At 58.7% G+C, this 23,413-nt stretch carries 21 protein-coding genes and 1 pseudogene; 10 read left to right on the top strand and 12 right to left on the bottom strand.

Features of this window, described 5'->3' with window-relative positions; genetic code table 11:
• Positions 1 to 139 precede the first annotated feature (139 nt).
• Positions 140 to 640, top strand: a complete 501-nt coding sequence (rfaH, locus tag ACW5W8_RS13540) for a transcription/translation regulatory transformer protein RfaH (RefSeq protein WP_498628301.1) — start codon at positions 140 to 142, stop codon at positions 638 to 640.
• A 59-nt stretch (positions 641 to 699) separates the two neighbouring features.
• Here the strand turns inward: rfaH and ACW5W8_RS13535 are convergent.
• The 4 genes and pseudogenes from ACW5W8_RS13535 to arcB all read right to left on the bottom strand — a co-directional run bounded on the left by ACW5W8_RS13535 (position 700) and on the right by arcB (position 7,199).
• Positions 700 to 2,676: pseudogene (locus tag ACW5W8_RS13535) on the bottom strand (HAMP domain-containing methyl-accepting chemotaxis protein).
• A gap of 272 nt (positions 2,677 to 2,948) precedes the next feature.
• A complete protein-coding gene (locus ACW5W8_RS13530) occupies positions 2,949 to 3,152 on the bottom strand; it encodes a hypothetical protein (RefSeq protein WP_005349248.1) in 204 nt (67 codons plus the stop codon).
• Between the two features lie 318 nt (positions 3,153 to 3,470).
• Entirely contained in the window at positions 3,471 to 4,835 is a 1,365-nt protein-coding gene (dgt, locus tag ACW5W8_RS13525) for a dGTPase (protein WP_498628300.1), read from the bottom strand.
• A gap of 51 nt (positions 4,836 to 4,886) precedes the next feature.
• Positions 4,887 to 7,199: an aerobic respiration two-component sensor histidine kinase ArcB gene (gene arcB / locus ACW5W8_RS13520; RefSeq protein WP_498628299.1), complete on the bottom strand. Its 2,313-nt coding sequence runs from the start codon at positions 7,197 to 7,199 to the stop codon at positions 4,887 to 4,889.
• Positions 7,200 to 7,365: 166 nt separating this feature from the next.
• Between arcB and ACW5W8_RS13515 the strand changes: the two genes are divergently transcribed.
• Positions 7,366 to 8,364: a DUF2860 family protein gene (locus ACW5W8_RS13515; protein ID WP_498628298.1), complete on the top strand. Its 999-nt coding sequence runs from the start codon at positions 7,366 to 7,368 to the stop codon at positions 8,362 to 8,364.
• Positions 8,365 to 8,429: 65 nt separating this feature from the next.
• Here ACW5W8_RS13515 and ACW5W8_RS13510 read toward each other — a convergent pair whose 3' ends face one another.
• The 4 genes from ACW5W8_RS13510 to ACW5W8_RS13495 form a co-directional block, all read right to left on the bottom strand.
• Complete coding sequence (locus ACW5W8_RS13510) at positions 8,430 to 9,128, bottom strand: DUF3334 family protein (protein ID WP_021231953.1); 699 nt, start codon at positions 9,126 to 9,128, stop codon at positions 8,430 to 8,432.
• Between the two features lie 89 nt (positions 9,129 to 9,217).
• Positions 9,218 to 9,664 carry an HIT domain-containing protein gene (locus tag ACW5W8_RS13505; RefSeq protein WP_498628297.1) on the bottom strand — a complete coding sequence of 149 codons (447 nt, stop codon included), beginning with the start codon at positions 9,662 to 9,664 and terminating at the stop codon, positions 9,218 to 9,220.
• A gap of 73 nt (positions 9,665 to 9,737) precedes the next feature.
• Positions 9,738 to 10,379, bottom strand: coding sequence for a DUF2057 domain-containing protein (locus ACW5W8_RS13500; protein ID WP_498628296.1), 642 nt, complete (start codon positions 10,377 to 10,379; stop codon positions 9,738 to 9,740).
• A gap of 71 nt (positions 10,380 to 10,450) precedes the next feature.
• Positions 10,451 to 11,350, bottom strand: coding sequence for a LysR family transcriptional regulator (locus tag ACW5W8_RS13495; protein WP_498628305.1), 900 nt, complete (start codon positions 11,348 to 11,350; stop codon positions 10,451 to 10,453).
• A 97-nt stretch (positions 11,351 to 11,447) separates the two neighbouring features.
• Between ACW5W8_RS13495 and ACW5W8_RS13490 the strand changes: the two genes are divergently transcribed.
• The gene (locus ACW5W8_RS13490; protein WP_167570521.1) at positions 11,448 to 12,050 is read left to right on the top strand and encodes a short chain dehydrogenase; all 603 of its coding nucleotides are present in this window, start codon (positions 11,448 to 11,450) and stop codon (positions 12,048 to 12,050) included.
• Between the two features lie 128 nt (positions 12,051 to 12,178).
• Here the strand turns inward: ACW5W8_RS13490 and ACW5W8_RS13485 are convergent, their stop codons facing one another.
• The 3 genes from ACW5W8_RS13485 to dapA form a co-directional block, all read right to left on the bottom strand.
• Entirely contained in the window at positions 12,179 to 13,282 is a 1,104-nt protein-coding gene (locus ACW5W8_RS13485) for a phosphoribosylaminoimidazolesuccinocarboxamide synthase (RefSeq protein WP_498628295.1), read from the bottom strand.
• Positions 13,283 to 13,449: 167 nt separating this feature from the next.
• Positions 13,450 to 14,577 carry an NlpB/DapX family lipoprotein gene (gene bamC, locus ACW5W8_RS13480; protein ID WP_498628294.1) on the bottom strand — a complete coding sequence of 376 codons (1,128 nt, stop codon included), beginning with the start codon at positions 14,575 to 14,577 and terminating at the stop codon, positions 13,450 to 13,452.
• Entirely contained in the window at positions 14,570 to 15,457 is an 888-nt protein-coding gene (gene dapA / locus ACW5W8_RS13475) for a 4-hydroxy-tetrahydrodipicolinate synthase (RefSeq protein ID WP_042080540.1), read from the bottom strand. Before dapA ends, bamC begins: the two co-directional genes overlap by 8 nt.
• Positions 15,458 to 15,662: 205 nt before the next feature.
• Between dapA and ACW5W8_RS13470 the strand changes: the two genes are divergently transcribed.
• The 3 genes from ACW5W8_RS13470 to ACW5W8_RS13460 all read left to right on the top strand — a co-directional run bounded on the left by ACW5W8_RS13470 (position 15,663) and on the right by ACW5W8_RS13460 (position 17,349).
• Positions 15,663 to 16,196: a glycine cleavage system transcriptional repressor gene (locus tag ACW5W8_RS13470; protein ID WP_005349229.1), complete on the top strand. Its 534-nt coding sequence runs from the start codon at positions 15,663 to 15,665 to the stop codon at positions 16,194 to 16,196.
• 24 nt (positions 16,197 to 16,220) lie between these two features.
• Positions 16,221 to 16,685, top strand: coding sequence for a thioredoxin-dependent thiol peroxidase (gene bcp / locus ACW5W8_RS13465; protein ID WP_005358255.1), 465 nt, complete (start codon positions 16,221 to 16,223; stop codon positions 16,683 to 16,685).
• 163 nt (positions 16,686 to 16,848) lie between these two features.
• A complete protein-coding gene (locus tag ACW5W8_RS13460; protein ID WP_498628293.1) occupies positions 16,849 to 17,349 on the top strand; it encodes a YfbU family protein in 501 nt (166 codons plus the stop codon).
• Between the two features lie 59 nt (positions 17,350 to 17,408).
• Here ACW5W8_RS13460 and yfbV read toward each other — a convergent pair whose 3' ends face one another.
• A complete protein-coding gene (yfbV, locus tag ACW5W8_RS13455; protein WP_498628292.1) occupies positions 17,409 to 17,849 on the bottom strand; it encodes a terminus macrodomain insulation protein YfbV in 441 nt (146 codons plus the stop codon).
• 304 nt (positions 17,850 to 18,153) lie between these two features.
• Between yfbV and ACW5W8_RS13450 the strand changes: the two genes are divergently transcribed.
• The 4 genes from ACW5W8_RS13450 to galU all read left to right on the top strand — a co-directional run bounded on the left by ACW5W8_RS13450 (position 18,154) and on the right by galU (position 23,298).
• On the top strand, positions 18,154 to 19,356 hold the full coding sequence (locus ACW5W8_RS13450) for an acetate kinase (RefSeq protein ID WP_498628291.1): 1,203 nt from the start codon (positions 18,154 to 18,156) through the stop codon (positions 19,354 to 19,356).
• Positions 19,357 to 19,411: 55 nt separating this feature from the next.
• Positions 19,412 to 21,592, top strand: a complete 2,181-nt coding sequence (gene pta, locus ACW5W8_RS13445) for a phosphate acetyltransferase (protein ID WP_447967531.1) — start codon at positions 19,412 to 19,414, stop codon at positions 21,590 to 21,592.
• A gap of 377 nt (positions 21,593 to 21,969) precedes the next feature.
• Positions 21,970 to 22,290: a ComEA family DNA-binding protein gene (locus ACW5W8_RS13440; RefSeq protein WP_498628290.1), complete on the top strand. Its 321-nt coding sequence runs from the start codon at positions 21,970 to 21,972 to the stop codon at positions 22,288 to 22,290.
• Between the two features lie 96 nt (positions 22,291 to 22,386).
• Positions 22,387 to 23,298 carry a UTP--glucose-1-phosphate uridylyltransferase GalU gene (gene galU / locus ACW5W8_RS13435; RefSeq protein ID WP_498628289.1) on the top strand — a complete coding sequence of 304 codons (912 nt, stop codon included), beginning with the start codon at positions 22,387 to 22,389 and terminating at the stop codon, positions 23,296 to 23,298.
• Positions 23,299 to 23,413: the final 115 nt, after the last annotated feature.

The raw sequence follows: 23,413 nt of genomic DNA, 5'->3' as shown, positions 1-23,413 counted from the left end.
GCTGGGGTATCCATGATGGTAGACCTCAAGGTGATGGCCTACTTCAAGCTTAGCCTTTCAACACGTAATTGGGACATAGCCTTTTTTATTGACGCCGCTATCATATCCGCGAGCACGGCAACACGAACATACTCATCATATGAAAAAATGGTATCTGGCCTACTGCAAACCAAAGGAAGAGGCCCGCGCCCGCGCCCACCTCGATGCCCAGGGCATCGAATCCTATTACCCCATGGTGGAGATCGAGAAGCTGCGCCGGGGCAAGCGAGTTCCGGTACGGGAACCCATGTTCCCCAACTACCTGTTTATCTTTGTCGATCTGGAAGAGGTGACACCGGTCACCCTGAAGTCGACCCGTGGCATCAGCCGGATCATCCACTTTGGCAGTGAATGGACCCCCATCAGCAGCAAGCTGGTCTATCAGCTGATGAGCCGCGATGACAGCGATGAGGCGAGAGCCTGCTACGCCAGCCTGCCCTGCTCGGGTGACAAGGTGCGGATTGAAGAGGGACCATTGGCTGGCTTTGAAGCCATCTATATGGAACCGGATGGAGATAAACGGGCTATTTTGCTGGTCAGCCTGCTCAATCGCGAGACCACCAGCAGCTTCGACAACCACACCTTCAGACGTCTGGACTAAACCCACGGGCCAGACGTATCGGTGCATGGCAATAACAATGGCGGGATGATCCCGCCATCTCACGCATCAAGATCAAAGCGGGCGATGACCGCCTTCAGCTTGCCGGTATCGCCAGCCAGTCTGGCTACGATCTCCTCCCCCTGCTGACTGCGCTGACAGGATTGCCGACTGAGCGCAGCAATGTCATCGACCGTCCCGGATACCTCGGCGGCCACCCGCGACTGCTGCTCGGTTGCCACCGAAATGGCCTCCAGCTGGCCCGACAGCGACTGTACCAGCTGGTTCATGGCACTCAGGGTATCGGTCACCAATCCGACAGCATCCCGCCCTTGCTCCACCAACCGGGTACCGCTGCTGACGGTACTTACCGTCTGGCGAGTCTGCCGGGAGATGGCCGCAATAGTCTGGCTGATCTCGGCGGTTGATTGATGGGTGCGGGTCGCCAGCTGGCGTACCTCATCGGCCACCACCGCAAAACCGCGCCCCTGCTCGCCTGCTCGTGCCGCCTCGATGGCGGCATTGAGGGCCAGCAGGTTGGTCTGCTCGGCTATAGTGGCGATCACCTCGGTGATCTGCCCCACCTGTTCGCTCTGATGCGCCAACAGCCCCATGGCTTCATTGGCCTGTCCAATCATGGTGGCAATCTGCTGCATGGTATCGCTCATTCGCGTCAGCGCGGCCTCTCCCTGACGGGTCTGCTGCTGCACCTGATGGGCACTATCCGCCACACCGGCAATGTTGCCAGCCACATCACGGGCGCTGACCGACATCTGATCGATAGCTGCCGCCACCGCATCGACCCGCTGATCCTGCTCCGTCAGATCCACCACTATGGCTCTGGTGGTGTTGCCCACATCGAGACAAGCCTCTTCGACCTGTCCCACTGCGCCCTGCAACTCGCCGACCAGATCACGTAACTGGGCAGACATCCGGTTGATGGAGCCGGTCAATCCACCCAGCTCATCCTGACCCCTTATCGGCAAGGGCTCGGCCGCCAGCCGACCATCCGCAACCAGCCCCGCCCGGATCACCAGGCTGGCAATGTCACGGGTCAGACGAAGGCTAAAGAGCCAGGCGACCAGCATACCAAGCACGATGGCGCTGCCGGTGGCCAACAGCAGTGTCTGGTTGATGGCCCTCCCGGCTCCGGTCATCTGCGCCGAAATCAGATCCACCTCGGCACGGGTTTTCCCCACCTGCTGGACCAACTGCTCGCTGAGGCTGGACTGCATCGGCTCGATGTCGGTGGCCATCAGGTAGTTTGCCTGATCCCAATCCGGCGCCTGGCGCTTCTCGATCACCTGCCCCACCAGCTCGGAGAAGGGGGTAGTCATCTCTTCAAACAGCTGCCAGAGGCTCTGCTGGGTGTCGGTAAAGAGCGCGGCTTGCTGCTTCACCTCAGCCACCCGCTGCTGGTGAAACTGGTAATAATCCTGATATTTGCTGCGGTATTCAGGATCGCCGGAGATAAGAAAATCCCGCAGGGCAGAGAGGGAATTGGCGAGGCTGTTGTAGGCATCTCCCACCTGCTTGAGCAGCATGCGGCGATCGTCCGCGAGCTGCTCCTGCGGGGTCGCCACCTCCTCATTGGCAAAAGATTGCAACTGATCGAGCGCCGCCTCCGCCAACGGCCCCGCCTCCTGTAGCATCAGGGTGTGAGCGGGCAGATTCTCTTCGCTCTGGGCGATGCTCCACACCTTCTCCTAGTGGCTTTTGAAGGTCTCGAGAGACTTGGCGAGCGCCGGACTGAACGCCTGATGGGCGATGGCCTGCCAGGCCGACTCCCACTCCTGCTTGAGGCGGGAAGCCTGAGCCGGATCCTTGCCGAGGATCAGATAGCCACGCAGGGCAGAAACGGTGGCAACCAGCGCCTTCTGGCTCGCCTCATCCCGCTGCAGAGCGGGCAGCGCCTGCTCCAGCAGAGTGTGTTGGGCCTGATTGATCTGGGTCAGCCGGTAATAGACCAGCGTGGAGGAGAGCAGGATCAGCAGGTTGATAAAACCGAAGCTGAGCAGCAACTTGCTTGAGATTTTCATGAACATCCTTGTTCAAACGGAGGGATCCAGCCAACAGAATCAGATAGATATCAGTGTAGGCAATCTATCTTGCCAAGTCCGGTGCCAATTAGCCAATTCACAGCCTGATGACTTGGCGGCTCACAGCAACGTGGATAACCCCCTGGGCATCAAGCCGCAGCACAGCTATTCAGTCTCAGCGCTTATCCTTGCCTGACCGTCACCGGGCCAAACGAAAATGGCAGACCGGGGTCTGCCATTAGTGCAAAGAGGGGCCATACAGGCCCCTTCCATCAGGTTATTCGATTCCCGAGTCGGAAGCCGGTTTGATACTCCCGCTCGCGAACGAGGGCGATCTGACCCTGATATCCTTCCAGCCCGATATCCCTGAGCAGGGCGGGTGACAGATTGACCTGCACGAGACGACGCTCGACCCGGGCAATCCTTCTCTGGACCAGGGATTCAACACTGCGCAGTAAAACCAGTTCGATAGACATAACATTCTCCAGTTGAACATGCGGTTCTCCCGGAGAAAGTGGATATCACCCTGCGGGACGAACCGCGGGTGATAAAAAGACAGGGGTTACCTGTTTACGCCACGCGGTAAAAGAGCACGAGATTTCACGCCGCACGCAGTGCCGCGAGAGAATGCAATATTGAGCATCAGATGTTGCATTTTCGTCTCCTTACCGGGTAAAAGTTGAACAGGTTGCAGCAGTCTAAAAAATATCCGAATTTAACACAAGCCTCCTGCGACTCCTTTTTAAACGTTTTCATGGCATTTTATGCTGTCTGACAAGGGACAACCCCGGGCATCAAATCCCGGAGAGCAGCCGGTACTCCTCCAGCACATAGGTATCCGTCATGCCGCTGACATAATCGAGCAGCAGCCGCACCCGGTAATACCATTCCTGCTCGTGCTGGCAGGCAAATCGTGGATCCGGGGTGGCAATCGCCAATCGATAGGCCTTTAGATGGCGGGCCGAGAGGCGGTGATAGAGGCGGCGCGCAAAGAACAGCGCCTGACTCCCCTCCCCGGCCAGCAGGCGGGCAAATTGCTGCGCCGGCAGCGCCAGCAGACAGGCATAGCTGGTCAGCACCCCGCGCAGCGCCGCATACCCTTCCAGTTCGAGAGCCTCGACTTCGGGGCGCATAAAGACCAGCTCGCGGGCCACCCGCTTGAGGATGTCGAGCACCCGCGCCGCCGGCGCCTGACCGTGCAGCAGCGCTTGCGGATAGGATCCCTGCAAAATGGCCTGATGTTCGCTGACATAGCTCTGCGCCGCCAACGCCACCAGATCCCGGGTCAGTTGCTGGCGGAAATGGGGGAAAAAGCCCCGGCCACTGACCAGCGCCTCATCCAGCAACGCAGCCAGATAGTCGCTCTGGTCAGCGGCCCGCAGCGCCACCAGCAGCTCTGACAGTGTCAAGATCCGCCGGTCTACCGCATCTTCCAGATCGGCGATGCAATATGAGATGTCATCGGCCGCCTCCATGATGTAGACCAGCGGATGACGGCAGCCGGGGGCCAATCCCAGGCTCTGACCGAGGGCGCGGTAGAGCGGCTGCTCACTAAAGAAGATGCCCCGCTTGCTGCTCCAGCCATGATGCTGACCATAGCTCACGCCGGGCTGGGGCTGCTGCGGGTATTTGCAGAGCGCCGCCAGTTGTCCGAGTGTCAGGTTGAGTTCGTGCAGGCTGTGCACCAGCCGCAGACTCTGGGCGTTGCCATCAAACAGTTGCAGATCCTGACGCAATTCAGCCCACTGGGCCGAAGGTGGCTGCGCCAGCGCCTGCTGATAGAGGGGATCGAGCATCTCGCCGAGCCACTGGCTCATCACCTGCTCGCCAAAGTGGCCAAACGGCGGGTTGCCCACGTCATGGAGCAGGCAGGACATCTCCACCAGATTGATAAAAGCCCCCTCACAGACCATCCCGGCAGGCAAGGCGGCCAGAATGCGGCGGCTGATCTGGCGACCGGTCTCCTGCACCTCCAGCGAGTGGGTGAGGCGGCTGCGCACCGAGGCCTTCACATCGAGCGGAAAGACCTGGGTCTTCTGCTGCAGACGGCGCACCGGCGCGGCCTGCACGATGCGGGCGCGATCCTGCTCGGTCGCCTCCAACAGCGCCTCATCCCCCCAGGGGTGGATGCGCGCGGGGGTAATCAAACGGCTATACATTTTGCAGCTCCTTGCCAGCAACTCCCATCAGACTCAAGACAACCTCCAGCCTCAAGACAGCAACCAGCGCCGCAGACGGGCGATATCGCCCGGATATTCCCGGCGCAGCGTCTCAATCCAGTCTTCCACGTTTTCCCACCAGGCGGGATGATCCGGGCTCTGAATGAGTTGCGCCGTCTGCTGCAGTCGGCGCAGGCCAATGGAGCCTGCCGCCCCTTTTATCTTGTGGGCCTCTTCCACTACCCCTGCTTGATCCTTGGCAATCATGTTGGAGTCGAGCACAGCCATGTAGTCCGGCATCATCTTCTCGAACAGATCGACGCTGGAGAGCAGTACCGGCTTGCCCACAGTATCGGCGTAGTCGGTGAGGAAGGAGATATCCAGCAGTGCATCCTGATTGCCCGCATCCGCCTGCTCGTCCGCCTCATCCTCGGCGAGACCGGCAAACAGGTGACCAATCACCTCCCGCACCGCTTTGGAGCCGAGCGGCTTGTTAATCACATCCTGCATGCCGTGATCCCGGTAGTACTGGCGATCACCGGTGGAGTTAGCGGTGAGCGCCACCATGGGTGGCAGGCTGTCGCCATAACGCTCCAGCAGGGTTTTCGCCACATCAAAGCCGGTCATGTCCGGCAACTGGATATCGAGCAAAATGAGGTCGAAATCATCCGGGTTGGCCATCGCCAACGCCTGGGTGCCGTCCCGTGCCACCTGCACCTGATGACCCAGCTTGCCCAGCAGGGCGCAGGCCACCGTCACGTTAAGCTCCACATCCTCCACCAGCAGGATATCGAGGGAGGGCATCTCCTCCTCCTGCTCTGGCAACACAGGCTCGGCGCAAGCCACCTCCAATTCGGCAGTGAAGCAGGAACCTTCGCCCGGATCGCTGTCCACATAGAGCTGGCCGCCCATCGCCTGCACCAGCTGACGGGAGACCGCGAGGCCAATGCCGGTGCCGGTGGCGTGCTTCTTGCCCTGCACCTGATAGTACATGGCGAAGATCTTCTCCTGCTGGGCGCGCGGGATACCGATACCGGTATCCTCCACCTCGAAGTGCAGGGCCAGCTTGCCCGGCTCGTCGGCGGGATGGGAGAGGCAACGCACGGTGACGCCCCCCTCATCGGTAAACTTGACCGCGTTGCCCACCAGATTCCACAGCACCTGACGCAGGCGGGTGCCGTCAGCCATCACAAATTGCGGCATGTCGCCATCGCGATCGAAATGGAGATAGAGCCCCTTCTGCTCAGCCTGAATGCGCGACAGGGTCTCCAGCTCGTCGAGGAAGGCAGGCAGGTCGATACGGGTTGGCGCAATTTCGAGGCGACGCCGATCCAGTTTGTCCAAGTCGATGATGTCGTTGAAGATATTGCCAAGGGTCACCGCACTCAGGTGAATGGTCTTGAGCTGCTGATGCTGCTTGGGATCGAGGGGGGTATCCATCAGCATCCGACTTAAGCCCACGATGCCGTTGAGCGGGGTGCGCAACTCGTGGCTGATGGTGGAGATAAAGGTCGTCTTGTCGCGGCTCGCCTTCTCCAGCTTGTCCTGATACTGCTTGCGCTCGGTGATGTCGCGGCCAAAACCGAGCAGGCCGAGCCGCTTGCCGAAGCGGTCGAAGAAGGGCACCTTGCGCAGCTCGAAGTAAGCCTTACGGCCATCGGGATACTCCAGCCACTGCTCGTAGGTGAGCGGCTCGTTGCTGGCAAAAACCTGCTTGTCGGTCTCCACCACCTTGTTGGCGATCTCCTGCTTGTAGACATCGAACGGGGTCAGACCAATCAGCTCGGCCTCCACCTTGCCGGTCAGCTCCTCCATGGCGCGGTTGCAACCGGAGAACTGCTCATCCTCGTTGCGGTAGTAGACCAGATCCGGGGAGCAGTCGATAAAGGAGCGCAGCAGCGCGGTGCGCTCCCCCAGATGAAGCTGGGCTTTCTCCCGCTGAAACACCTCGTTCTCGAGATCCTCGATGGCCTGCAGACGCAGGCTCTCGGCCCGGTTGGTCTCGGCAATCTGGGCGTTGAGGCGGCTGATGTTCTCCTGCAACTGGGTATTGAGCTCCAGATCCCGCTCCCGCATATCCTGCAGCTTGCGCACCATCCGGCTCAGTCGCTGACGAGAATCCTCTAGCTGATCCACCACGATGGAGAGAAAATAGACCGCCCAGGGGGTCACCAGCAGGCCGAAGAAGACCGAGCGAACGAAGTCGATCACATCGATATTGCCACGCAGGAACAGGGTCACCCCCATCTGGATGGCGACCGCCAGCACGATAATGCCCGCCGCCAGGAACATGCTGAATCGCACCAGTCCCAGCTTGGTCATCAGATCGACATAATATTGCGCCCAGGATTTAATCTGTTTCATCTTGTTGTTTTCCCCCGATATTCGCGGTACAGAATACCAGCACAACCGGGTGAACTCTCTCTTATCTCATCCGGTTGCGTCACGATTCTGTGAGCTGGCTGACGAATATCGGCACTGTCAGCCCCCCTCTTTTAATTTCGAACGATCGGATCAGGAGAACACTTCAATGCGTCACATCTCTCTGCTGGGCCTTGGTCTGCTTGCCGCCAACAGTGCCCACGCCGACTTGGGGAACATCCCCAAAGAGTCCGGCTGGTCCGGTTTTCTGCTGGGCGGCATCAATGTCGTCAACTACGAATCCAACTTCTATAGCGGTGATGATGACCATAACACCCTCTCGGGTCTGGGCAGCCCAGAGAGCAGCTCTGCCGTCACCCCGCTGATCAATGCCGACATTCGCTACACCTTTGCCGACACCCGCACCCAGCTCTTTCTCGGCAACCTGATCCAGGATGCCATTCGCTTCGACTTCACCCAGCAATTGGGGGTGCGTCAGTCGCTGGGAGACAAGGGGATTGTGGCGGGATCACTGGTATTCAGCGCCATGCCAACCGAGCAGTGGAGCGATCCGTTTGCCGTGGGGGTTGCCCGCAGCTCGACCGACATCAACTCGACCGGTGTACGGGCAAGCTGGGACAATATCTGGGGCAGCAACTTCAACGGCAGCCTGACCACCCGCAACATCGACGTGGATGAGGAGCGCAGCGGCCAGCAATACGATGCCACTCATAACACCCGTTATGCCTCGCTCCTCGATCGCAACGGCAAGATCCACGCCCTTGAACTCTCCTATCAGTGGCGTTTTGCCGGCGGCCATGTGGTTGAACCGGCACTGATCTATCGCGAGGCGGATCTCAACGGCAGCGCCCAGCGCTACAAACAGAGCGGTATGCAACTGACTTATGGCAAACGGGGAGCCCAGTGGTCACTGGTCAGCAACCTCTACCTGGGGCAGAGCAACTATGACGAGGCCAACCCCCTGTTTGGCCAGTACGCTGATGCCAACGAGTTTGCCGCCAACCTCATCTTCTTCTGGCACAACCTGTTCGGGGTGCGCTCCCTTTCCGCAACCGCCAGCGCAGCCTATGCCAAATCGAGCTCTGATATCAGTTTTTACGATTCGCAAGCAACCCGTTTCAGTACAGGCCTGCTCTACAACTTCTAGCCCGCCCCCAACAACAACGAGGCCACCCCATGGGTGGCCTCGTCATTTGAAACTGCCTGCGGTCATCAGATCCCAAGCGAATCAAGCAGATCGTCGTGATCGTTGGCAACCGGGGCCGCAGCCTGAACCGGCTTGGCGGCATCCTGCTTGGCCTGGGCGATCAGGGCATCGGGATCCAGCTCCTCATGCTCCATCCCCTCATTGTGAATGCGGATGAACTCGGTTTTGTCCATCGCCAGCTCCAGATAGAAGATGTTGTTGCGGGCGGTGAAGAAGGTGACGCGGCGGGATTCCGGGCTGTCGAGATTGGTATCGACGCTCAGCATCACCTGCTTGTTTAGAGCCAGCATCTTCGGCTGGTTCTGGGTGATGTGAGTTTGCAGATCCCGGCCCACCTTGACGGTGAAGCTACCGACGATCTGGTTCATCAGCTCGCCCATCACGTTGCTTACCTCGTCAGAGGTGTGGGAGATGGCGAGATCCTCCTTGGAGAGCCCCATGCTGAGCATGTAGCTCTCGTACAACTCCATGGCGGCGGCGGCGGAGAAGTTGATCACCACCAGACCGGAAAAACCGCCATCGAACAGCACGAAGCAGCCGATATCAGGCTTGAGGCAGGTCTTGCTGATCCGCTGCACCATGCCGGAAAAACGCACCTGACTCATGGTCGCGGCACTCAAGACGTCCGTCACCGAGTTGCACAGGCTGAGCAGCACATCCTCTGTGGTCAATACGGCATCGTCATCGGATCTTGTCACTATCATGGGACCTTCCTGAACATCGAAAATGGGCTTATCTATATCATAACTCTAACAGATGGCGCGGCCCGGAGACTGAAATAGCGACACGCCTCTCAGTTGACTCCGTTATCAGCAGCCACTGGGGTGAAACCGCTCAGCGTGGCGAGCCGGGCACGCCATGTATCGGCCTGCTGCGCCAAAACTTGTAGCTCGTAAGGCACGACCGGATGAGCACCCCAGATGGGGCCGGGCCAGGCGCGATCCGTCGCAAAGCGGGCGACATGGTGAAGGTGGAGTTGCGGCACCAGATTGCCCAGTGCCCCTATGTTGATCTTGTCTGGGCTGAGGGCCTGTTCCATCAGGGCGGCAACGGCGCAGGACTCCTGCATCAGCTGTTGCTGCGGCTCCGGTGCCAGATGGTGAATTTCCCGCAGGTTGGCTACTCGCGGTACCAGGATCAGCCAGGGATACTGGCTGTCTTTGGCCAGCAAGACACGGCAGAGGGGCAGATCCCCGAGCCACCGGGTATCTGCCTGCAGGCGTGAATGCAATTCAAACATGAAAACCTCGTTGAGTACGATGAACAGAGCGCCAGAAAAAGGAGTGTCCACGTTACTGCAACGGGTGGAAAACTTAAAGCTGCGGCACGGCCCAACCGATAAAGCGCTTGCGCAGGGCCGGATCGGCCTGGAGGAACAGCTGCTGCAACTGCCCTTCCAGCTCGCTGGCTGCCACAACGGGTTGCGCCCCGCTGGCGAGCGTAGCCGTTGGTTGTGTAGCCACAGCGACGGCCGTCAGCGCCGCCTTGCCGCCGCTGCGGTTGTATTCAGTCAGTTTGCCGCTCCAATCCACCCCAAGCAGCATGCCGCTGGTCACCAGCGCGTCCTGCTGGATGGCAAGCGCGTGGCCATCCTCCTGCAACGCCACCACAGGAGCCTTGGCATACGCCAGCATCCCCCGCTCGTCTCCCGGTACGCTGGTCGTCAGCTGCAAATGCTGATTGCTGCCCTGATAGCGCACCACCTGCGGTTCGGAGCGTACCTGCCGATCATTCTCGCTGCTGCTGCGACTGGGGATCACCCCCTCGAAGCGCACCAGCAGTTGCTGCTCGCCATCCGCCAGGGTGGCATACTGCTCATCCTGCAAGGTGCCGTTGCTCACCGCGAGGATGCGGAAATTCTCCGGCACCTTCACTTCCACCATGGCCTGCACACTGCCAGCCCCCAACACTGCACAGAGCAGCACAAACCCGGTCAACCCTCTATTACTCTTCATTCCCGCTGATCTTCCTGATGCCGATGATGGGCGCAGGGTAGCAGCCGAAGATGACAGAAAAATAACGCCGCTCAGAGCAGGTAGTGGGGCCGCTCGGCAAACCACTGGGTCAGCACCTGCTTGAACAACCGGATCTTGCGCGGTACCCGCCGCTGCTGGGCATGCAGCACATGAAGCTGATGCAGGCCGCTCTGCCACTCGTCGAGCACAGTCACCAGCTCCCCTGCCGTCAGCAGCGACTCCACCAGCATCAGCGGGCACTTCGCATAGCCCATACCGGCGCGCGCTAGTTGCAACACTGTGCTGTAGTGGTTGGCCCGCACCTTGCCCTGCACCAGAATGTGGGCCTCCTCCCCCTCACGGATGAAGTGCCACTGCTCCCAGGCCGGATTGTGCCCCTGCAACAGGCAGCTGCGCCCGCCCAGCTCATAGGGAGTGGCTGGACGCCCCTCTCTCGCTACAAGCGCGGGGCTCGCCACCACTACATCCTTAAGTCGGCCAAGAGGAAGTGCGACCAGATTGTCCGGCACCTCGTTCATGGCGCGCAGGGCGATGTCGTTCTCTCCCTGACTCATGTCGACCATCTGGTTGGTGAAGTTGAGTTCCACCTCCACTCCCGGGCAGAGCGCGGCAAAGCTGGTCAGCAGCTCGCTCACCATGCGATCGCCGGTGCTGACCGGGCAGGTAAAGCGCAGCCGCCCGCCATCCTCTTCGGTCAGCGCCTGAATATCCTGCTCCGCTTGCCGCGCCAGCGCGAAGATCTCCCCCGCCTGCTGGTAGAGGGTCTTGCCCGCCTCGGTCAGGCTGAGGCGGCGGGTGGTACGTTGCAACAGTTGCGCATTGAGGGAGGACTCCAGCGCGCTGACGTGGCGACTCAGCATCCCCTTGCTGACCCCCAGCGTATCGGCCGCAGCCGAGAAACTGCCGCGCAGCACCACCTCGTAAAAGCTGGCCAGATGGGCGATATCCATCATTAGATCCAATATGGAAACAATGGGTTTATTTTACGCGCTTTTTCGCATTTTCTGTTGCGCTAGAATCGATACATCCCAACCAGGAGTGATGCAGATGAAAATTGTGATTGTGGGTGCCTCCGGCACCGTCGGCTCCGCGGTCAGTGAACTGCTTGCCAAAGATCATCAGGTGATCCGGGTCGGCCACAGCCGTGGCGATGCTACGGTCGACATGCGCGATCCCGCCTCCATCAAGGCGCTGTTCGCCCAGGTGGGCCAGTTTGATGCACTGGTTGTCGCCAGCGGCAGCGTGGCCTTCAACGGTCTGACCGAAATGACCGACGAGCAGTGGCAGGTGGGAGTGGAGAGCAAGCTGATGGGCCAGATCAACCTGACCCGCGCCGCCATTCCCTATCTGACTGACAAGGGCTCCATCACCCTGATCAGCGGCATCCTGAGCGAGGAGCCGATCAACTGGGGCGTGAGCGCCAGCACCGTCAACGGCGCCATCGATCACTTTGTGAAAGCGGCCGCCTGCGAGCTGCCAAGGGGCCTTCGCATCAATGTGGTGAGCCCTACCGTGCTGGCGGAGTCGATGGACAAATACGCCGACTTCTTCCCGGGCTTCGTGCCGGTGCCAGCCGCCAAGGTGGCGCAGGCTTACAAGAAGTCGGTGTTGGGCATCCAGACCGGTCAGGTGTTCAGGGTCAACGGCTAATCGCCGCTCGCTTGCCGCCAGACCAGCAATATAAACGGGCCCCATAGCGGGGCCCGTCTGTTTCTCTGCCTATCTCCTTTGCTGCCAGCAAACGTTTGTTTGTTGGCAACAAAAAAAGAGAGCAACCCTTAGTCGATCAGACCGTACTGCTCGCGCAGCACCTCGATGATCTCCTGCTTGGGATTGGCAGAACGCGCCAGCTTGTGGCCGATGATCTTCTCGGCGATCCCGACGTAGGTGTTGGAGATATCCATCATCACCTCGGTCGGCAGCTTGTTGTCGCGAGCCAGGGCGAAACGTTCCGACATACGGTTCTTGTTGAGCAGGATGTCCGGATCCGGGAAGTGGTTAAGCAGCCACTGACGGAAACCCTCTTTAGACTTCTCGACGATCTGGCCGTCGCGCAGGGCGGCGCCATCCCAGATACGGGAGCTGTCGGGGGTACCCACTTCATCCATGTAGATCAGCTTTTCGTTGCCGGCGGCATCGTGGACGTAACCAAACTCGAACTTGGTATCGACGAAGATCTGATCCAGCCCGGCCAGCGCGTCGCTGATGACGTTGAAGCCCTCTTTGAGCAGCACTTCGTAGCGGTCGATGTCGGCCGGCTTGCTGAAGTTGAAGCCCTTATAATGGCGCTCGATATCGGCACGGGAGACGTTGACGTCATCGGCTTCCGGCACGCCATCCAGCCCTTTCAGCACGCCCTTGGTGGAAGGGGTGATGAGGACCTCCGGCAGCTTCTGATCTTTTTTGAGCCCTTCCGGCAAGGTAATGCCGCAGAACTCGCGCTCGCCATCCTTGTAGGCACGCCACATGGAGCCGGTGATGTACTGGCGGGCAATCGCCTCGATCATCACCGGACGGGCTTTTTGCACGATCCAGACGAAGGGGTGCGGAATATCCAGAATGTGGCTGTCGGCCAGTCCCTTCTCCTTGAACAGCTTGAACCAGTGGCTGGAGATGGCATTGAGCGCCGCCCCTTTGCCCGGCACGCCGTTCAGGCCATCCACACCTTGCCAGATGCAATCGAAGGCCGAGATGCGATCGCTGATCACCATGAGGGCGAGGGGCGCATCGGCCGGCACATCATAGCCTTTCTCTTTTATGAGCCGGGCACTGTCTTCGGGGGTCAACCAGTAGACGCTGCGCACTTTGCCGGAATGGACAGGTTTATCGGTACGGATCGGCAAATCGTCATTCACCGCCAATACTTGATCTGCAAGACTCATGGCTAATAACACTTCCTGTTTGTGGGGGGTAAACATCGCGAGTCCCTCACCTGCACGCTCTGTTTGCAACGGGCTGGCAAGGGGGCTCGCATCATCGAAAACCACTCGGAATCCCCGCGTTTTCAGGGGGATTTTGATAACAAAACAGGGGCACAAGGCCCCTGTATTTATTCTGCTTTTGCTGCTGCCTGATCGGCCAGCCCCTTGGCGAACGCCTCGGACAGGCTGATATACATCTGGGAGATAACCCCGGACGATACCGGCTTCTTGTCCTTGTCGAACAGGGTGATGGAGGTCTTGCCTCCCGCCATTTCGCCAAGCTGGAAGCGGTATTTCTCCTCCTCCAGTTTGAACGGCTCGCTCCCTTTCGCCTTCCAGAACTCGGCACCCGGCTCTTCGTACTCGACGTCGATCCAGCCCAGAGACTGCTGTGTATCCTTGATGGTGAAACCGTAAGCAGGCAGTACCTGGTTGAGGCGACGCCACACCTGATCAAAGGAACCTTCGGCAATCCAGGCGCTCAGTTCGTTGTTGTCCAGACCCAGTTGCAGACCCATGCCATCGTTGGACTTGTGCTGCTCGCGGGCTTTCAGCTGGCTGTCGTAATAGAGCGAGAACTGGTTCAGCACTCGCGCGGCATAGCGCTGGGCATCGGCAGGGGTCAGCTTGTTGCTGGTCTCGCCGTCGATGGTCTCTTCGTGATCCAGCACCCGGACCGACATGTTGACGGCGTGGCGCTGGGCATCGTTGCGCACGGTGAACTGGTAACGCTGACGGATTTTGAAGTCTTCGTCATCTTCAGCCCAGCCATCGAGGGCGACTGTGTTGTCAAACCAGCCGGTCTGCAATACGCCATCCTGCTGATCCAGCTTCTCGGTGGTGACCTTGTATTTGGCCAGGAAGTTCATCAGGAACGACCAGGTGTCGCGCTCCACGCTCTGGCTGGTGCTCAGTGCATAGAAGGCAACGGTCGGTTCGGTTGCGCTCTGCACCACCTGACTGCCCGGTACCACGGTCAGCAGTTGAGCGGGTGGGCGCACATCGACCTGGGCGCCGAGGGCACCTTCACGGCTGCTTTCGGGAAGCGGCGGGATGTCGTACTGGCTGTTGAAGGTGGGGGCACTCAATCCTGCGGGGATCAAGAACGCGCGGCCCTCGAGGCGGGCATCTTCATAACCGAAGTCGCGGTTGGCCATTTTGCGATCCTGGGGGGTGCTGCAACCGGCCAAGACGGCCACAGTCGCAACGCTCAGCACCAGACGGGCTCTATTTCCCTTTCCATTAGATTTAAACACTCGCCATCAACTCCGCTGTGGTCAGTGCTCGCGCCATCAGCTGCTCGCCCTCGGGGGTGAGGTCAACCAGCGGCAGGCGCAAGGTGGCTGTTGCAATCAACCCCAGTTGGGCACAGGCCCATTTCACCGGGGTGGGGCTCGGTTCGCAGAACAGAGTCTTGTGCAACGGCATCAAGAGATTGTTGATGTCATGCGCCTGCCCGGCATCACCGGCCAGCGCAGCACGACACATGTCGGCCATCTGGGCCGCTGCAATATTGGTGGTGACCGAAATCACGCCATCGCCACCTTGCAGCATAAAATCACAACCAGTGGCATCGTCGCCACTGTAGAGAGCAAACTCCGGCCCGCACAGCTCGCGCAGCAGCGGGGTGCGGCTCAAATCGCCGGTTGCCTCTTTCAAACCGATAATGCCGGGAACCTTGGCCAGACGAGCCACGGTCTCCGGTTTGAGATCGCAACAGGTGCGACCGGGCACATTATAAAGAATTTGGGGCAGACCACTAGCCTCGGCGATCGCACAATAGTGGCGATAGAGACCTTCCTGAGTGGGCTTGTTGTAGTAAGGAGTCACCGAGAGACCCGCCACCACCCCGGTTTTAGCCAGGCGTTTGCTCAGTTCGATGGCGTGAGCGGTATTGTTGGAGCCGCAACCGGCGATGACGGGAATGCGTCCGGCGGCATACTCAACGGTCTTTTCAACGACGGCGATATGCTCCTGCTCGCTCAGGGTCACCGATTCCCCTGTGGTACCCACCGCAACAATGGCGCTGGTCCCGGCGCTGACATGATAGTCGACCAGTTTGGCCAGACTGGCCCAATCGACTTCACCTGAAGCCAGCATGGGGGTAACGAGCGCAACAATACTACCGCGTAACATGGACTTTTCTCCCGATTTTCAGGGGCGTAATGGTAAAGCTGACCCCTTTGAAAAACAAGGGAGAGAGGGGGCAAGCCGTGATACCATCCGGAACAAAAAGCAATGGACGAAAGTCGGCAGCGTCCCTCAGGGAGTGGTCATCAGGGCCGGAGGGTTGGCTTGCCAGCGCGGCTTTCGCAACGAAATAACGGACGAGAGAAGATTTATGACTCACTACCTGGTCGTAACGGCCATCGGCACGGACAGGCCTGGCATCGTCAATGAAGTGACCCGCCACGTCAGTGGCTGTGGTTGCAACATTGTCGACAGCCGCCTTGGCATCTTCGGCAATGAATTTACCTTTATCATGCTGCTCTCGGGCGACTGGAACAGCATGATGCAACTCGAAATCAGCCTGCCCCTGCGTAGCCAGGAGTGGGATCTCATCACCATGATGAAACGCACCGAACGCCACCAGTCCCTGCAGTATGACGTCCGCGCCAGTGCCGACCTGTTGATCCGTGACGAACCCGGCATCGTAAGCCAGTGCACCCAGTTCTTCAGCGAACATGGCTGGAACATTCAGGCGATGCAATCCATGACTCTGGAGCAGCAGCCGTTCAACCTGCTGAAGATCAGTTTTCAGCTCAATCTGGCCAGAGAAGGTGAAGTGGAAGGTTCGCAAACCGCCTTCGCCGAATTCTGTCGTCAACTGGGTGCCGAATCGTTCGAGTTTATCGTCAATCGCAAACACGCCTGAGGGCGTTTTACCCGAGGAGACCCCATGCAACCACTACAAGCTGGCAGCCCCGCCCCCGATTTCTCCCTGCCCGACCAGAATGGCAATCAGGTCAGCCTCGCTGGCCTGCGCGGCAAGAAGGTGCTGGTCTATTTCTACCCCAAGGCGATGACCCCCGGCTGCACCACCCAGGCCTGCAGCCTGCGCGATGTGAACGCCGAGCTGGCCGCCCTCAATGTGGTGGTACTTGGCATCAGCCCGGATCCGGCCAAACGTCTGAAGAAGTTTGAAGAACGGGACCAGCTCAACTTCACCCTGCTGGCCGATGAAGACCACGCCGTCGCCGATGCCTTTGGCGTCTGGGGCCCGAAGAAGTTCATGGGCAAAGAGTATGACGGCATTCACCGTCAGAGCTTCCTGATCGACGAAGAGGGCAAGATTGCCCACCACTTCGACAAGTTCAAAACCAGCGATCACCATCAGGTGGTACTGGATTTCCTCAAGGGATAACCCTCCCCTGCGGGATTGAAAGGCCTGCCACGCAGGCCTTTTTTGTCTGGCCAGCAGCCCCTTGCCAACGGATTTTTCTCACCAACTCCCCCGCCCAGATCAAAAAATTCATTTTATATATGGGTTAACGTGATTCCAGAATCATCTTCCAGCGAGATATCCCATGAACATGAGCAACACAGAGCGTTTGATCCTGAGCAACCAGTACGAAATTCTGGCGAAACTCAATCCGGAGAAAGCGGACTTCTACCAGCGTGCCAGCACCATCATCGAGCGCGGCTACTGCCTGCAGATCCTCGAGCTGGAGAAGAGCTTCGGCCATCTTGATCTGGCGACCTGCCAGGAGGTGATCGATACCCTCGAGCTGCACCACGCGCTGGCCATCTCATGGGGTAATCTGGATGTAGCCGATCAGGGCGAGATCAACGCCAGCCGGCTGGAATTCAACGGCTACAGCCGCAGTCAGGAGCGGGAGCTGGCTGACTATGTCTGCTTCCTGTTGGAAGTGGACAAGCGCTTCCCCGAGCTCAAGTGCCCGTGCGACGAGCTCTCCAGCGACATCGCCATGCGCGATAAATACCAGCGGATGCTAACTGTATGGCGCCAGTGCCCGCGTCAGTACAAGCTCTCCATTCAGGAAATCCGCAAAGTGCTGGCAGCCTGATGGCAGGCCACCAGACAACAAAAAAGGCGCCACTGGCGCCTTTTTGCATCTGAATCGGGTTATTCGTAGAGAAACGATTTGTCCAGCTGCTGAAACGCGGCCTTGAGGGTATCGGCCAGCTCTTCATAGCGGGGCTGGGAGACCAGCTGACGGCGTCCACCCTGCTCGTTCATCTTGCCGTTAATCTCCCGATACCAGCTCGCCAGCGAAGGGGACAAACGGGTGTCGGCCCGCTGACCAAGCCAGTAGTATCCCTGCAGCGGCAAACTCAGCAGAAATAGCACGGATGTGATGACGGAGGGCCAGTAGTGCAGCTCGCCAAACTGGAACTGCAGCATCACGCTCAGCACCGCCAGCGCGGGGATCACCTTGAGGGCGAATTCGGTCGCCTTGATCACCCGATTTTCAGGAAACATCGCATTGAGCTCGGGACGGCGCGGCCAAAGCGTCATATAATGGCGGCCTTGCTGTAACTTAGTTCCAAAAATGTTCATGCTCATACTACCTCCGAGCGCTTTTTGAACGCACTAACGGCAAAACCTCGACAAAATTTGATGCAAAGTAACAAAGGTTGAGGATGACTTTGTTATTTTTCAACAATCGGGTTATCCTTTGTACGCCCATTTTTGCGTCAAAAGCATCTTGCTGTTGACCTGTCAGGGACGTCTGGATTTCGGGTCTTGTATCACTATACAAGGGGCAAGCAACAGATTGCCAACCCTCATAAGGATAAGTTGAAAGTTTTTGGACATAACATGTCCAACGCATCCGCCTACACAACCCAATCTGCGATAGGATTTATTCATGAGTAAGCTGGTTCTTGTTCTTAACTGTGGCAGCTCTTCCCTGAAGTTTGCTGTCATTGACGCAACCACCGGTGATGACCTGCTGTCCGGCCTGGCCGAGTGCTTCAACCTCGACGACGCCCGCATCAAGTGGAAACTGAATGGCGAGAAAGGCAGTGCCGATCTGGGCGCAGGTGCCGCTCACCAGGAAGCGCTGGACTTCATCGTCAACAAGATCCTGCCGCTCAATCCGGAACTGTCCAAGAACCTGATCGCCATCGGTCACCGTGTTGTTCACGGCGGCGAGCGCTTCACCTCTTCCGTCGTTATCTGTGACGACGTGATCGCCGGCATCGAAGCCGCCGTTCCGTACGCGCCGCTGCACAACCCGGCTCACCTGATCGGTATCCGTGAAGCCCGCCGCGTATTCCCGGCGCTGGCTGACAAGAACGTGGCCGTATTCGATACCGCGTTCCACCAATCCATGCCGGAAGAAGCCTTCCTGTACGCTCTGCCGTACAAGCTCTACAAAGAGAACGGCATCCGTCGCTACGGCGCTCACGGCACCAGCCACTACTACATCAGCCTGGAAGCTGCCAAGCAGCTGAACAAGCCGGTTTCCGATCTGAACATCATCAACTGCCACCTGGGCAACGGCGGTTCCGTCTGCGCCATCAAGAACGGCAAATCCGTTGATACCTCCATGGGCCTGACTCCGCTGGAAGGTCTGGTGATGGGTACCCGCTCCGGCGATCTGGACCCGGCCATCATCTTCTTCCTGCACGACAAGCTGGGCATGAGCGTGGCCGATATCAACACCATGCTGACCAAAGAGTCCGGCCTGCAGGGTCTGACCGAAGTGACCTCCGACTGCCGTTTTGTTGAAGACAACTACGACAGCAAAGAAGAAGCCAAGCGTGCTATGGACGTTTACTGCTATCGCCTGGCCAAGTACATCGGCGCCTACGCTGCCGCCATGGACGGTCGTCTGGACGCCGTTGTTTTCACCGGTGGTATCGGTGAAAACTCCGCTCCGATCCGTGAAATCACCCTGAACAAGCTGGGTCTGCTGGGCTTTGACGTCGATCACGACGCCAACCTGAAGGCTCGTTTCGGCAAAGGTGGCGAGATCACCAAGGCTGGTTCTACCAAGGCTCTGGTAATCCCGACCAACGAAGAGTGGGTTATCGCCCACGACGCGCTGGAACTGGTCGGCGCTTAATTGACACAGTAACTCGAGGCCGCCCACCAGGGCGGCCTTTTCCTGATCCCAAAAAATGAACAAGGGGTATAAAGTGGCACGCACTATTATGCTTATCCCGGTCGGCACTGGTGTCGGCGTAACTTCCGTGAGTCTTGGCGTTGTTCGCGCTATGGAACGTCACGGTGTCAATGTCAGCTTCTTCAAACCGGTTGCCCAGCCGCGTCCGGGTGAAACCGGTGCCGAGCGCTCTACCGCCGTTATCCGCGCAGCTGCCAACATCAATCCGCCCGAGCCGTTCGCCCTCTCCTACGCCGAGAACATGATCAGCGCCAGCAACACCGACATCCTGCTGGAAGAGATCGTGGCCCGCTTTGAAGAGCACGTGAAAACCAGCGGTGCCGAAGTGCTGGTTGTCGAAGGTATGGTGCCGACCGACAAGCAGCCCTTTGCCAACAAGCTGAACTACGACGTCGCCAAGGCGCTGGACGCTGACATGGTATTCGTGACCCACCCGGGCCATGACTCCAGCCAGAAGCTGAAAGAGCGCATCGAGCTGGCCTGCTCCAACTTCGGTGGTGTAAACAACCCCCGTATCGTAGGTTGCGTGATCAACAAGGTTGGCGCACCGGTTGACGAGCACGGCGTAACCCGCCCTGACCTGACCGAGATGTTCGAGGCGCATCACCATGCGTCTGACGCCGCCCACAACCTGGAAGTGCTGCAAGTATTCGGCAAGAGCCCGCTGCGCATCCTGGGCTGCATCCCGTGGAATACCCAGCTGATCGCCCCGCGCGCCAAGGATCTCGCCAAGCATCTAGCGGCCAAGATCCTGAACAAGGGCGAGCTGGACAGCCGTCGCCTGCAGACCGTGACCTTCTGTGCCCGCTCTATCCACAACATGATCGAGCACTTCCGTCCGGGCAGCCTGCTGGTGACCTCTGGCGACCGTTCCGACGTCATCGTCTCCGCCTGCCTGGCCGCCATGAACGGCGTCAAGCTGGGCGCCCTGCTGCTGACCGGTAACTACCATCCGGAACCGCAAGTGATGGCCCTGTGCCAACAGGCGATGGCTACCGGCCTGCCGATCATGATCACCGGCACCAACACCTGGCAGACCGCCGTCAGCCTGCAGAACTTCAACGTCGATATCCCGGAAGATGACCGCGAGCGTATCGAACTGGTGCAGGACTACGTCGCTGGCCACATCGACAAGCACTGGATCGAGTCTCTGACTGTCAGCTCTACCCGTTCCCGTCGTCTGAGCCCGCCGGCGTTCCGTTATCAGCTGACCGAGCTGGCTCGCCATGCCAACAAGCGTGTCGTGCTGCCGGAAGGCGATGAGCCGCGCACCATCAAGGCTGCCGCCATCTGTGCCGAGCGTGGCATCGCCCGTCCGGTGCTGCTGGGCAACCCGGAAGAGATCCGCCGTGTTGCTGAGCAGCAGGGTGTGGTTCTGACCGATCGCGTCGAGATCATCGATCCGGTTGTCGTGCGCGAGCGCTATGTACCGCGTCTGGTCGAGCTGCGCAAGAACAAGGGCATGACCGAAGTGGTTGCCCGCGAACAGCTGGAAGACAACGTGGTACTGGGTACCATGATGCTGGAGCGCAATGAAGTTGACGGCCTGGTATCCGGCGCGGTGCACACCACTGCCAACACCATCCGTCCGCCGATGCAGATCATCAAGACCGCTCCGGGCTCTTCCCTGATCTCCTCCATCTTCTTCATGCTGCTGCCTGACCAGGTTCTGGTCTACGGTGACTGCGCGATCAACCCGGATCCGACTGCCGAGCAGTTGGCCGAGATCGCCATCCAGTCCGCTGATTCCGCAGCCGCGTTCGGCATCGAGCCGCGCGTCGCCATGATCTCCTACTCTACCGGTACCTCTGGCGCCGGTGCCGATGTAGAGAAAGTGCGTGAAGCGACCGAGCTGGCCAAGGCCAAGCGCCCCGACCTCATCATCGACGGCCCGCTGCAGTACGACGCGGCCATCATGGAGAACGTGGCCAAGTCCAAGGCACCGAACTCACCGGTTGCCGGTAAAGCCACCGTGTTCGTGTTCCCTGACCTGAACACCGGTAACACCACTTACAAAGCGGTACAGCGTTCCGCTGACCTGGTCTCTATCGGCCCGATGCTGCAAGGCATGCGCAAGCCGGTCAACGACCTGTCCCGTGGCGCCCTGGTTGACGACATCGTCTACACCATCGCCCTGACCGGTATCCAGGCTGCTCAGGCTGACGAACAAGCTTAATCAGCTCTAGCCTGAAAAAACCGATCACAAAGGCTGCTCACCCCAGGTGAGCAGCCTTTTTTATTGGTTCTCTTTTGAAGACCAGTGAAACATGCCATCAGTGCCGTTTTTTCGCAGAATAATATCATCCGGCATGCTCGACGAGGCTTGGGCAAAGCGTCTCAGGGACGCGCGCCCGCCGCATCAAAGATGCATCTGAAATACATTCAAGATCATCAGGTTGAATCGGGTGATAGCGTGTACCTGCGCGCTTATAGCAAATCTGCCGCTATCGGCATGGCGATCTGACCTGTCATAAATTGCAGTGAAAAAGCTCCGTTCGATACGCTATTCGTCAATGTGCCACTCGGCACAATCCACATCATGGAGCAATGGAAATGCTGATGAAGAAACTCTCTGCAGTCATGCTACTGGCCTGCTTGCCCCTGTTCAGCCAACCCGTGCTGGCAGCGGATAAACCAGCGCCCAAGCAAACAACCACGACCGAGGTCGCCAAGGAGTCCGGCAAGCTGAATATCAATACCGCCACCCTTGCCGAACTCACCAGCCTGAAAGGGATTGGCGACAAGAAGGCACAAGCCATCGTCGACTATCGGGAAAAACAGGGAAAGTTCACCTCGGTCGATCAGCTGGCTGATGTCAATGGCATAGGCCCAGCCACGCTGGAAGCCAACCGTGACATGATCATCGTCAAATAACGTCCGAGCTCTGCATACACAAATGGGGCAGCCTGTGGCTGCCCCATTTTTCTTGGAGTATCATGGCCGCACTTTAATCCCGCTGGATAGTTTTCCATGAAAAAGACTCCTCTTGTTGTTCGCAAGGCCGTGCTCCCGGTAGCAGGTCTGGGTACCCGTATGCTGCCAGCCACCAAGGCAATCCCGAAAGAGATGCTGCCAGTGGTCGACAAACCGCTGATCCAGTATGTGGTGCGCGAAGCCATCGCCGCCGGCATCAAGGAGATCATTCTGGTCACCCACTCAAGCAAGAACTCCATCGAAAACCACTTCGACAAGAGCTTCGAGCTGGAAGCGACCCTCGAGAAGCGGGTCAAGCGCCAGTTGCTGGAAGAGGTGCAACAGATCTGCCCGAAAGACGTCACCATCATGCACGTCCGCCAGGGCGAAGCCAAAGGGCTGGGTCATGCGGTCCTCTGCGCCCGTCCGCTGATCGGTGACAACCCCTTCGCCGTGCTGCTGCCGGATGTGCTGATCGACGAGGTAGCCAGCAACCTCAAGCAGGACAACCTGGCCGAGATGGTGCACATGTTCGAAGAGAACCAGATCAGCCAGATCATGGTGGAAGCGGTGCCCGAGAGCGAAGTGGACAAGTACGGCATCGCCGACATCAAGGGTGAAGCGCTGAGCGAGGGGATGTCCCTGCCGATGAAGGCCATCGTCGAGAAGCCGCCCCGTGACGAAGCCCCCTCCAATCTGGCGGTGGTGGGTCGATACGTCCTCTCCTCCAATATCTGGCCACTGCTGGAGAAGACCCCGGCCGGCGCCGGTGACGAGATCCAGCTGACCGATGCCATTGCCATGCTGATGGAGCAGGAGCAGGTCAACGCCTACTTCATGAAGGGCAAGAGCCACGATTGCGGCAGCAAGCTCGGCTATATGAAAGCCAATGTGGAATATGCTGTACGCCATCAGGAGCTGAACGGTGAATTCATCGACTGGCTGAAGCAGTTCGTCAAGCAGTTGTAATCGCTGATAAATCTGTTCTTTATAGAGGTATTCAAGGAGCATCAAATGATGCTCCTTTTTCATTCGCGCAACAAAAAATCAATCATTAATAAATAAACTCTCAGCAAATCATAAT

The sequence above is a fragment of the Aeromonas aquatilis genome (assembly GCF_054052405.1).
Note: the sequence above shows the minus strand (reverse complement) of the source record. Positions and strands in the feature narration are given on the sequence as shown.

Excerpts from the sequence above, each read along its gene's own strand:
- rfaH (WP_498628301.1), top strand. The coding sequence starts at position 140 with ATGAAAAAATGGTATCTGGCCTACTGCAAACCAAAGGAAGAGGCCCGC.
- ACW5W8_RS13530 (WP_005349248.1), bottom strand. The coding sequence starts at position 3,152 with ATGTCTATCGAACTGGTTTTACTGCGCAGTGTTGAATCCCTGGTCCAG.
- dgt (WP_498628300.1), bottom strand. The coding sequence starts at position 4,835 with ATGTATAGCCGTTTGATTACCCCCGCGCGCATCCACCCCTGGGGGGAT.
- arcB (WP_498628299.1), bottom strand. The coding sequence starts at position 7,199 with ATGAAACAGATTAAATCCTGGGCGCAATATTATGTCGATCTGATGACC.
- ACW5W8_RS13515 (WP_498628298.1), top strand. The coding sequence starts at position 7,366 with ATGCGTCACATCTCTCTGCTGGGCCTTGGTCTGCTTGCCGCCAACAGT.
- ACW5W8_RS13510 (WP_021231953.1), bottom strand. The coding sequence starts at position 9,128 with ATGATAGTGACAAGATCCGATGACGATGCCGTATTGACCACAGAGGAT.
- ACW5W8_RS13505 (WP_498628297.1), bottom strand. The coding sequence starts at position 9,664 with ATGTTTGAATTGCATTCACGCCTGCAGGCAGATACCCGGTGGCTCGGG.
- ACW5W8_RS13500 (WP_498628296.1), bottom strand. The coding sequence starts at position 10,379 with ATGAAGAGTAATAGAGGGTTGACCGGGTTTGTGCTGCTCTGTGCAGTG.
- ACW5W8_RS13495 (WP_498628305.1), bottom strand. The coding sequence starts at position 11,350 with ATGGATATCGCCCATCTGGCCAGCTTTTACGAGGTGGTGCTGCGCGGC.
- ACW5W8_RS13490 (WP_167570521.1), top strand. The coding sequence starts at position 11,448 with ATGAAAATTGTGATTGTGGGTGCCTCCGGCACCGTCGGCTCCGCGGTC.
- ACW5W8_RS13485 (WP_498628295.1), bottom strand. The coding sequence starts at position 13,282 with ATGAGTCTTGCAGATCAAGTATTGGCGGTGAATGACGATTTGCCGATC.
- dapA (WP_042080540.1), bottom strand. The coding sequence starts at position 15,457 with ATGTTACGCGGTAGTATTGTTGCGCTCGTTACCCCCATGCTGGCTTCA.
- ACW5W8_RS13470 (WP_005349229.1), top strand. The coding sequence starts at position 15,663 with ATGACTCACTACCTGGTCGTAACGGCCATCGGCACGGACAGGCCTGGC.
- bcp (WP_005358255.1), top strand. The coding sequence starts at position 16,221 with ATGCAACCACTACAAGCTGGCAGCCCCGCCCCCGATTTCTCCCTGCCC.
- ACW5W8_RS13460 (WP_498628293.1), top strand. The coding sequence starts at position 16,849 with ATGAACATGAGCAACACAGAGCGTTTGATCCTGAGCAACCAGTACGAA.
- yfbV (WP_498628292.1), bottom strand. The coding sequence starts at position 17,849 with ATGAGCATGAACATTTTTGGAACTAAGTTACAGCAAGGCCGCCATTAT.
- ACW5W8_RS13450 (WP_498628291.1), top strand. The coding sequence starts at position 18,154 with ATGAGTAAGCTGGTTCTTGTTCTTAACTGTGGCAGCTCTTCCCTGAAG.
- pta (WP_447967531.1), top strand. The coding sequence starts at position 19,412 with ATGAACAAGGGGTATAAAGTGGCACGCACTATTATGCTTATCCCGGTC.
- ACW5W8_RS13440 (WP_498628290.1), top strand. The coding sequence starts at position 21,970 with ATGCTGATGAAGAAACTCTCTGCAGTCATGCTACTGGCCTGCTTGCCC.
- galU (WP_498628289.1), top strand. The coding sequence starts at position 22,387 with ATGAAAAAGACTCCTCTTGTTGTTCGCAAGGCCGTGCTCCCGGTAGCA.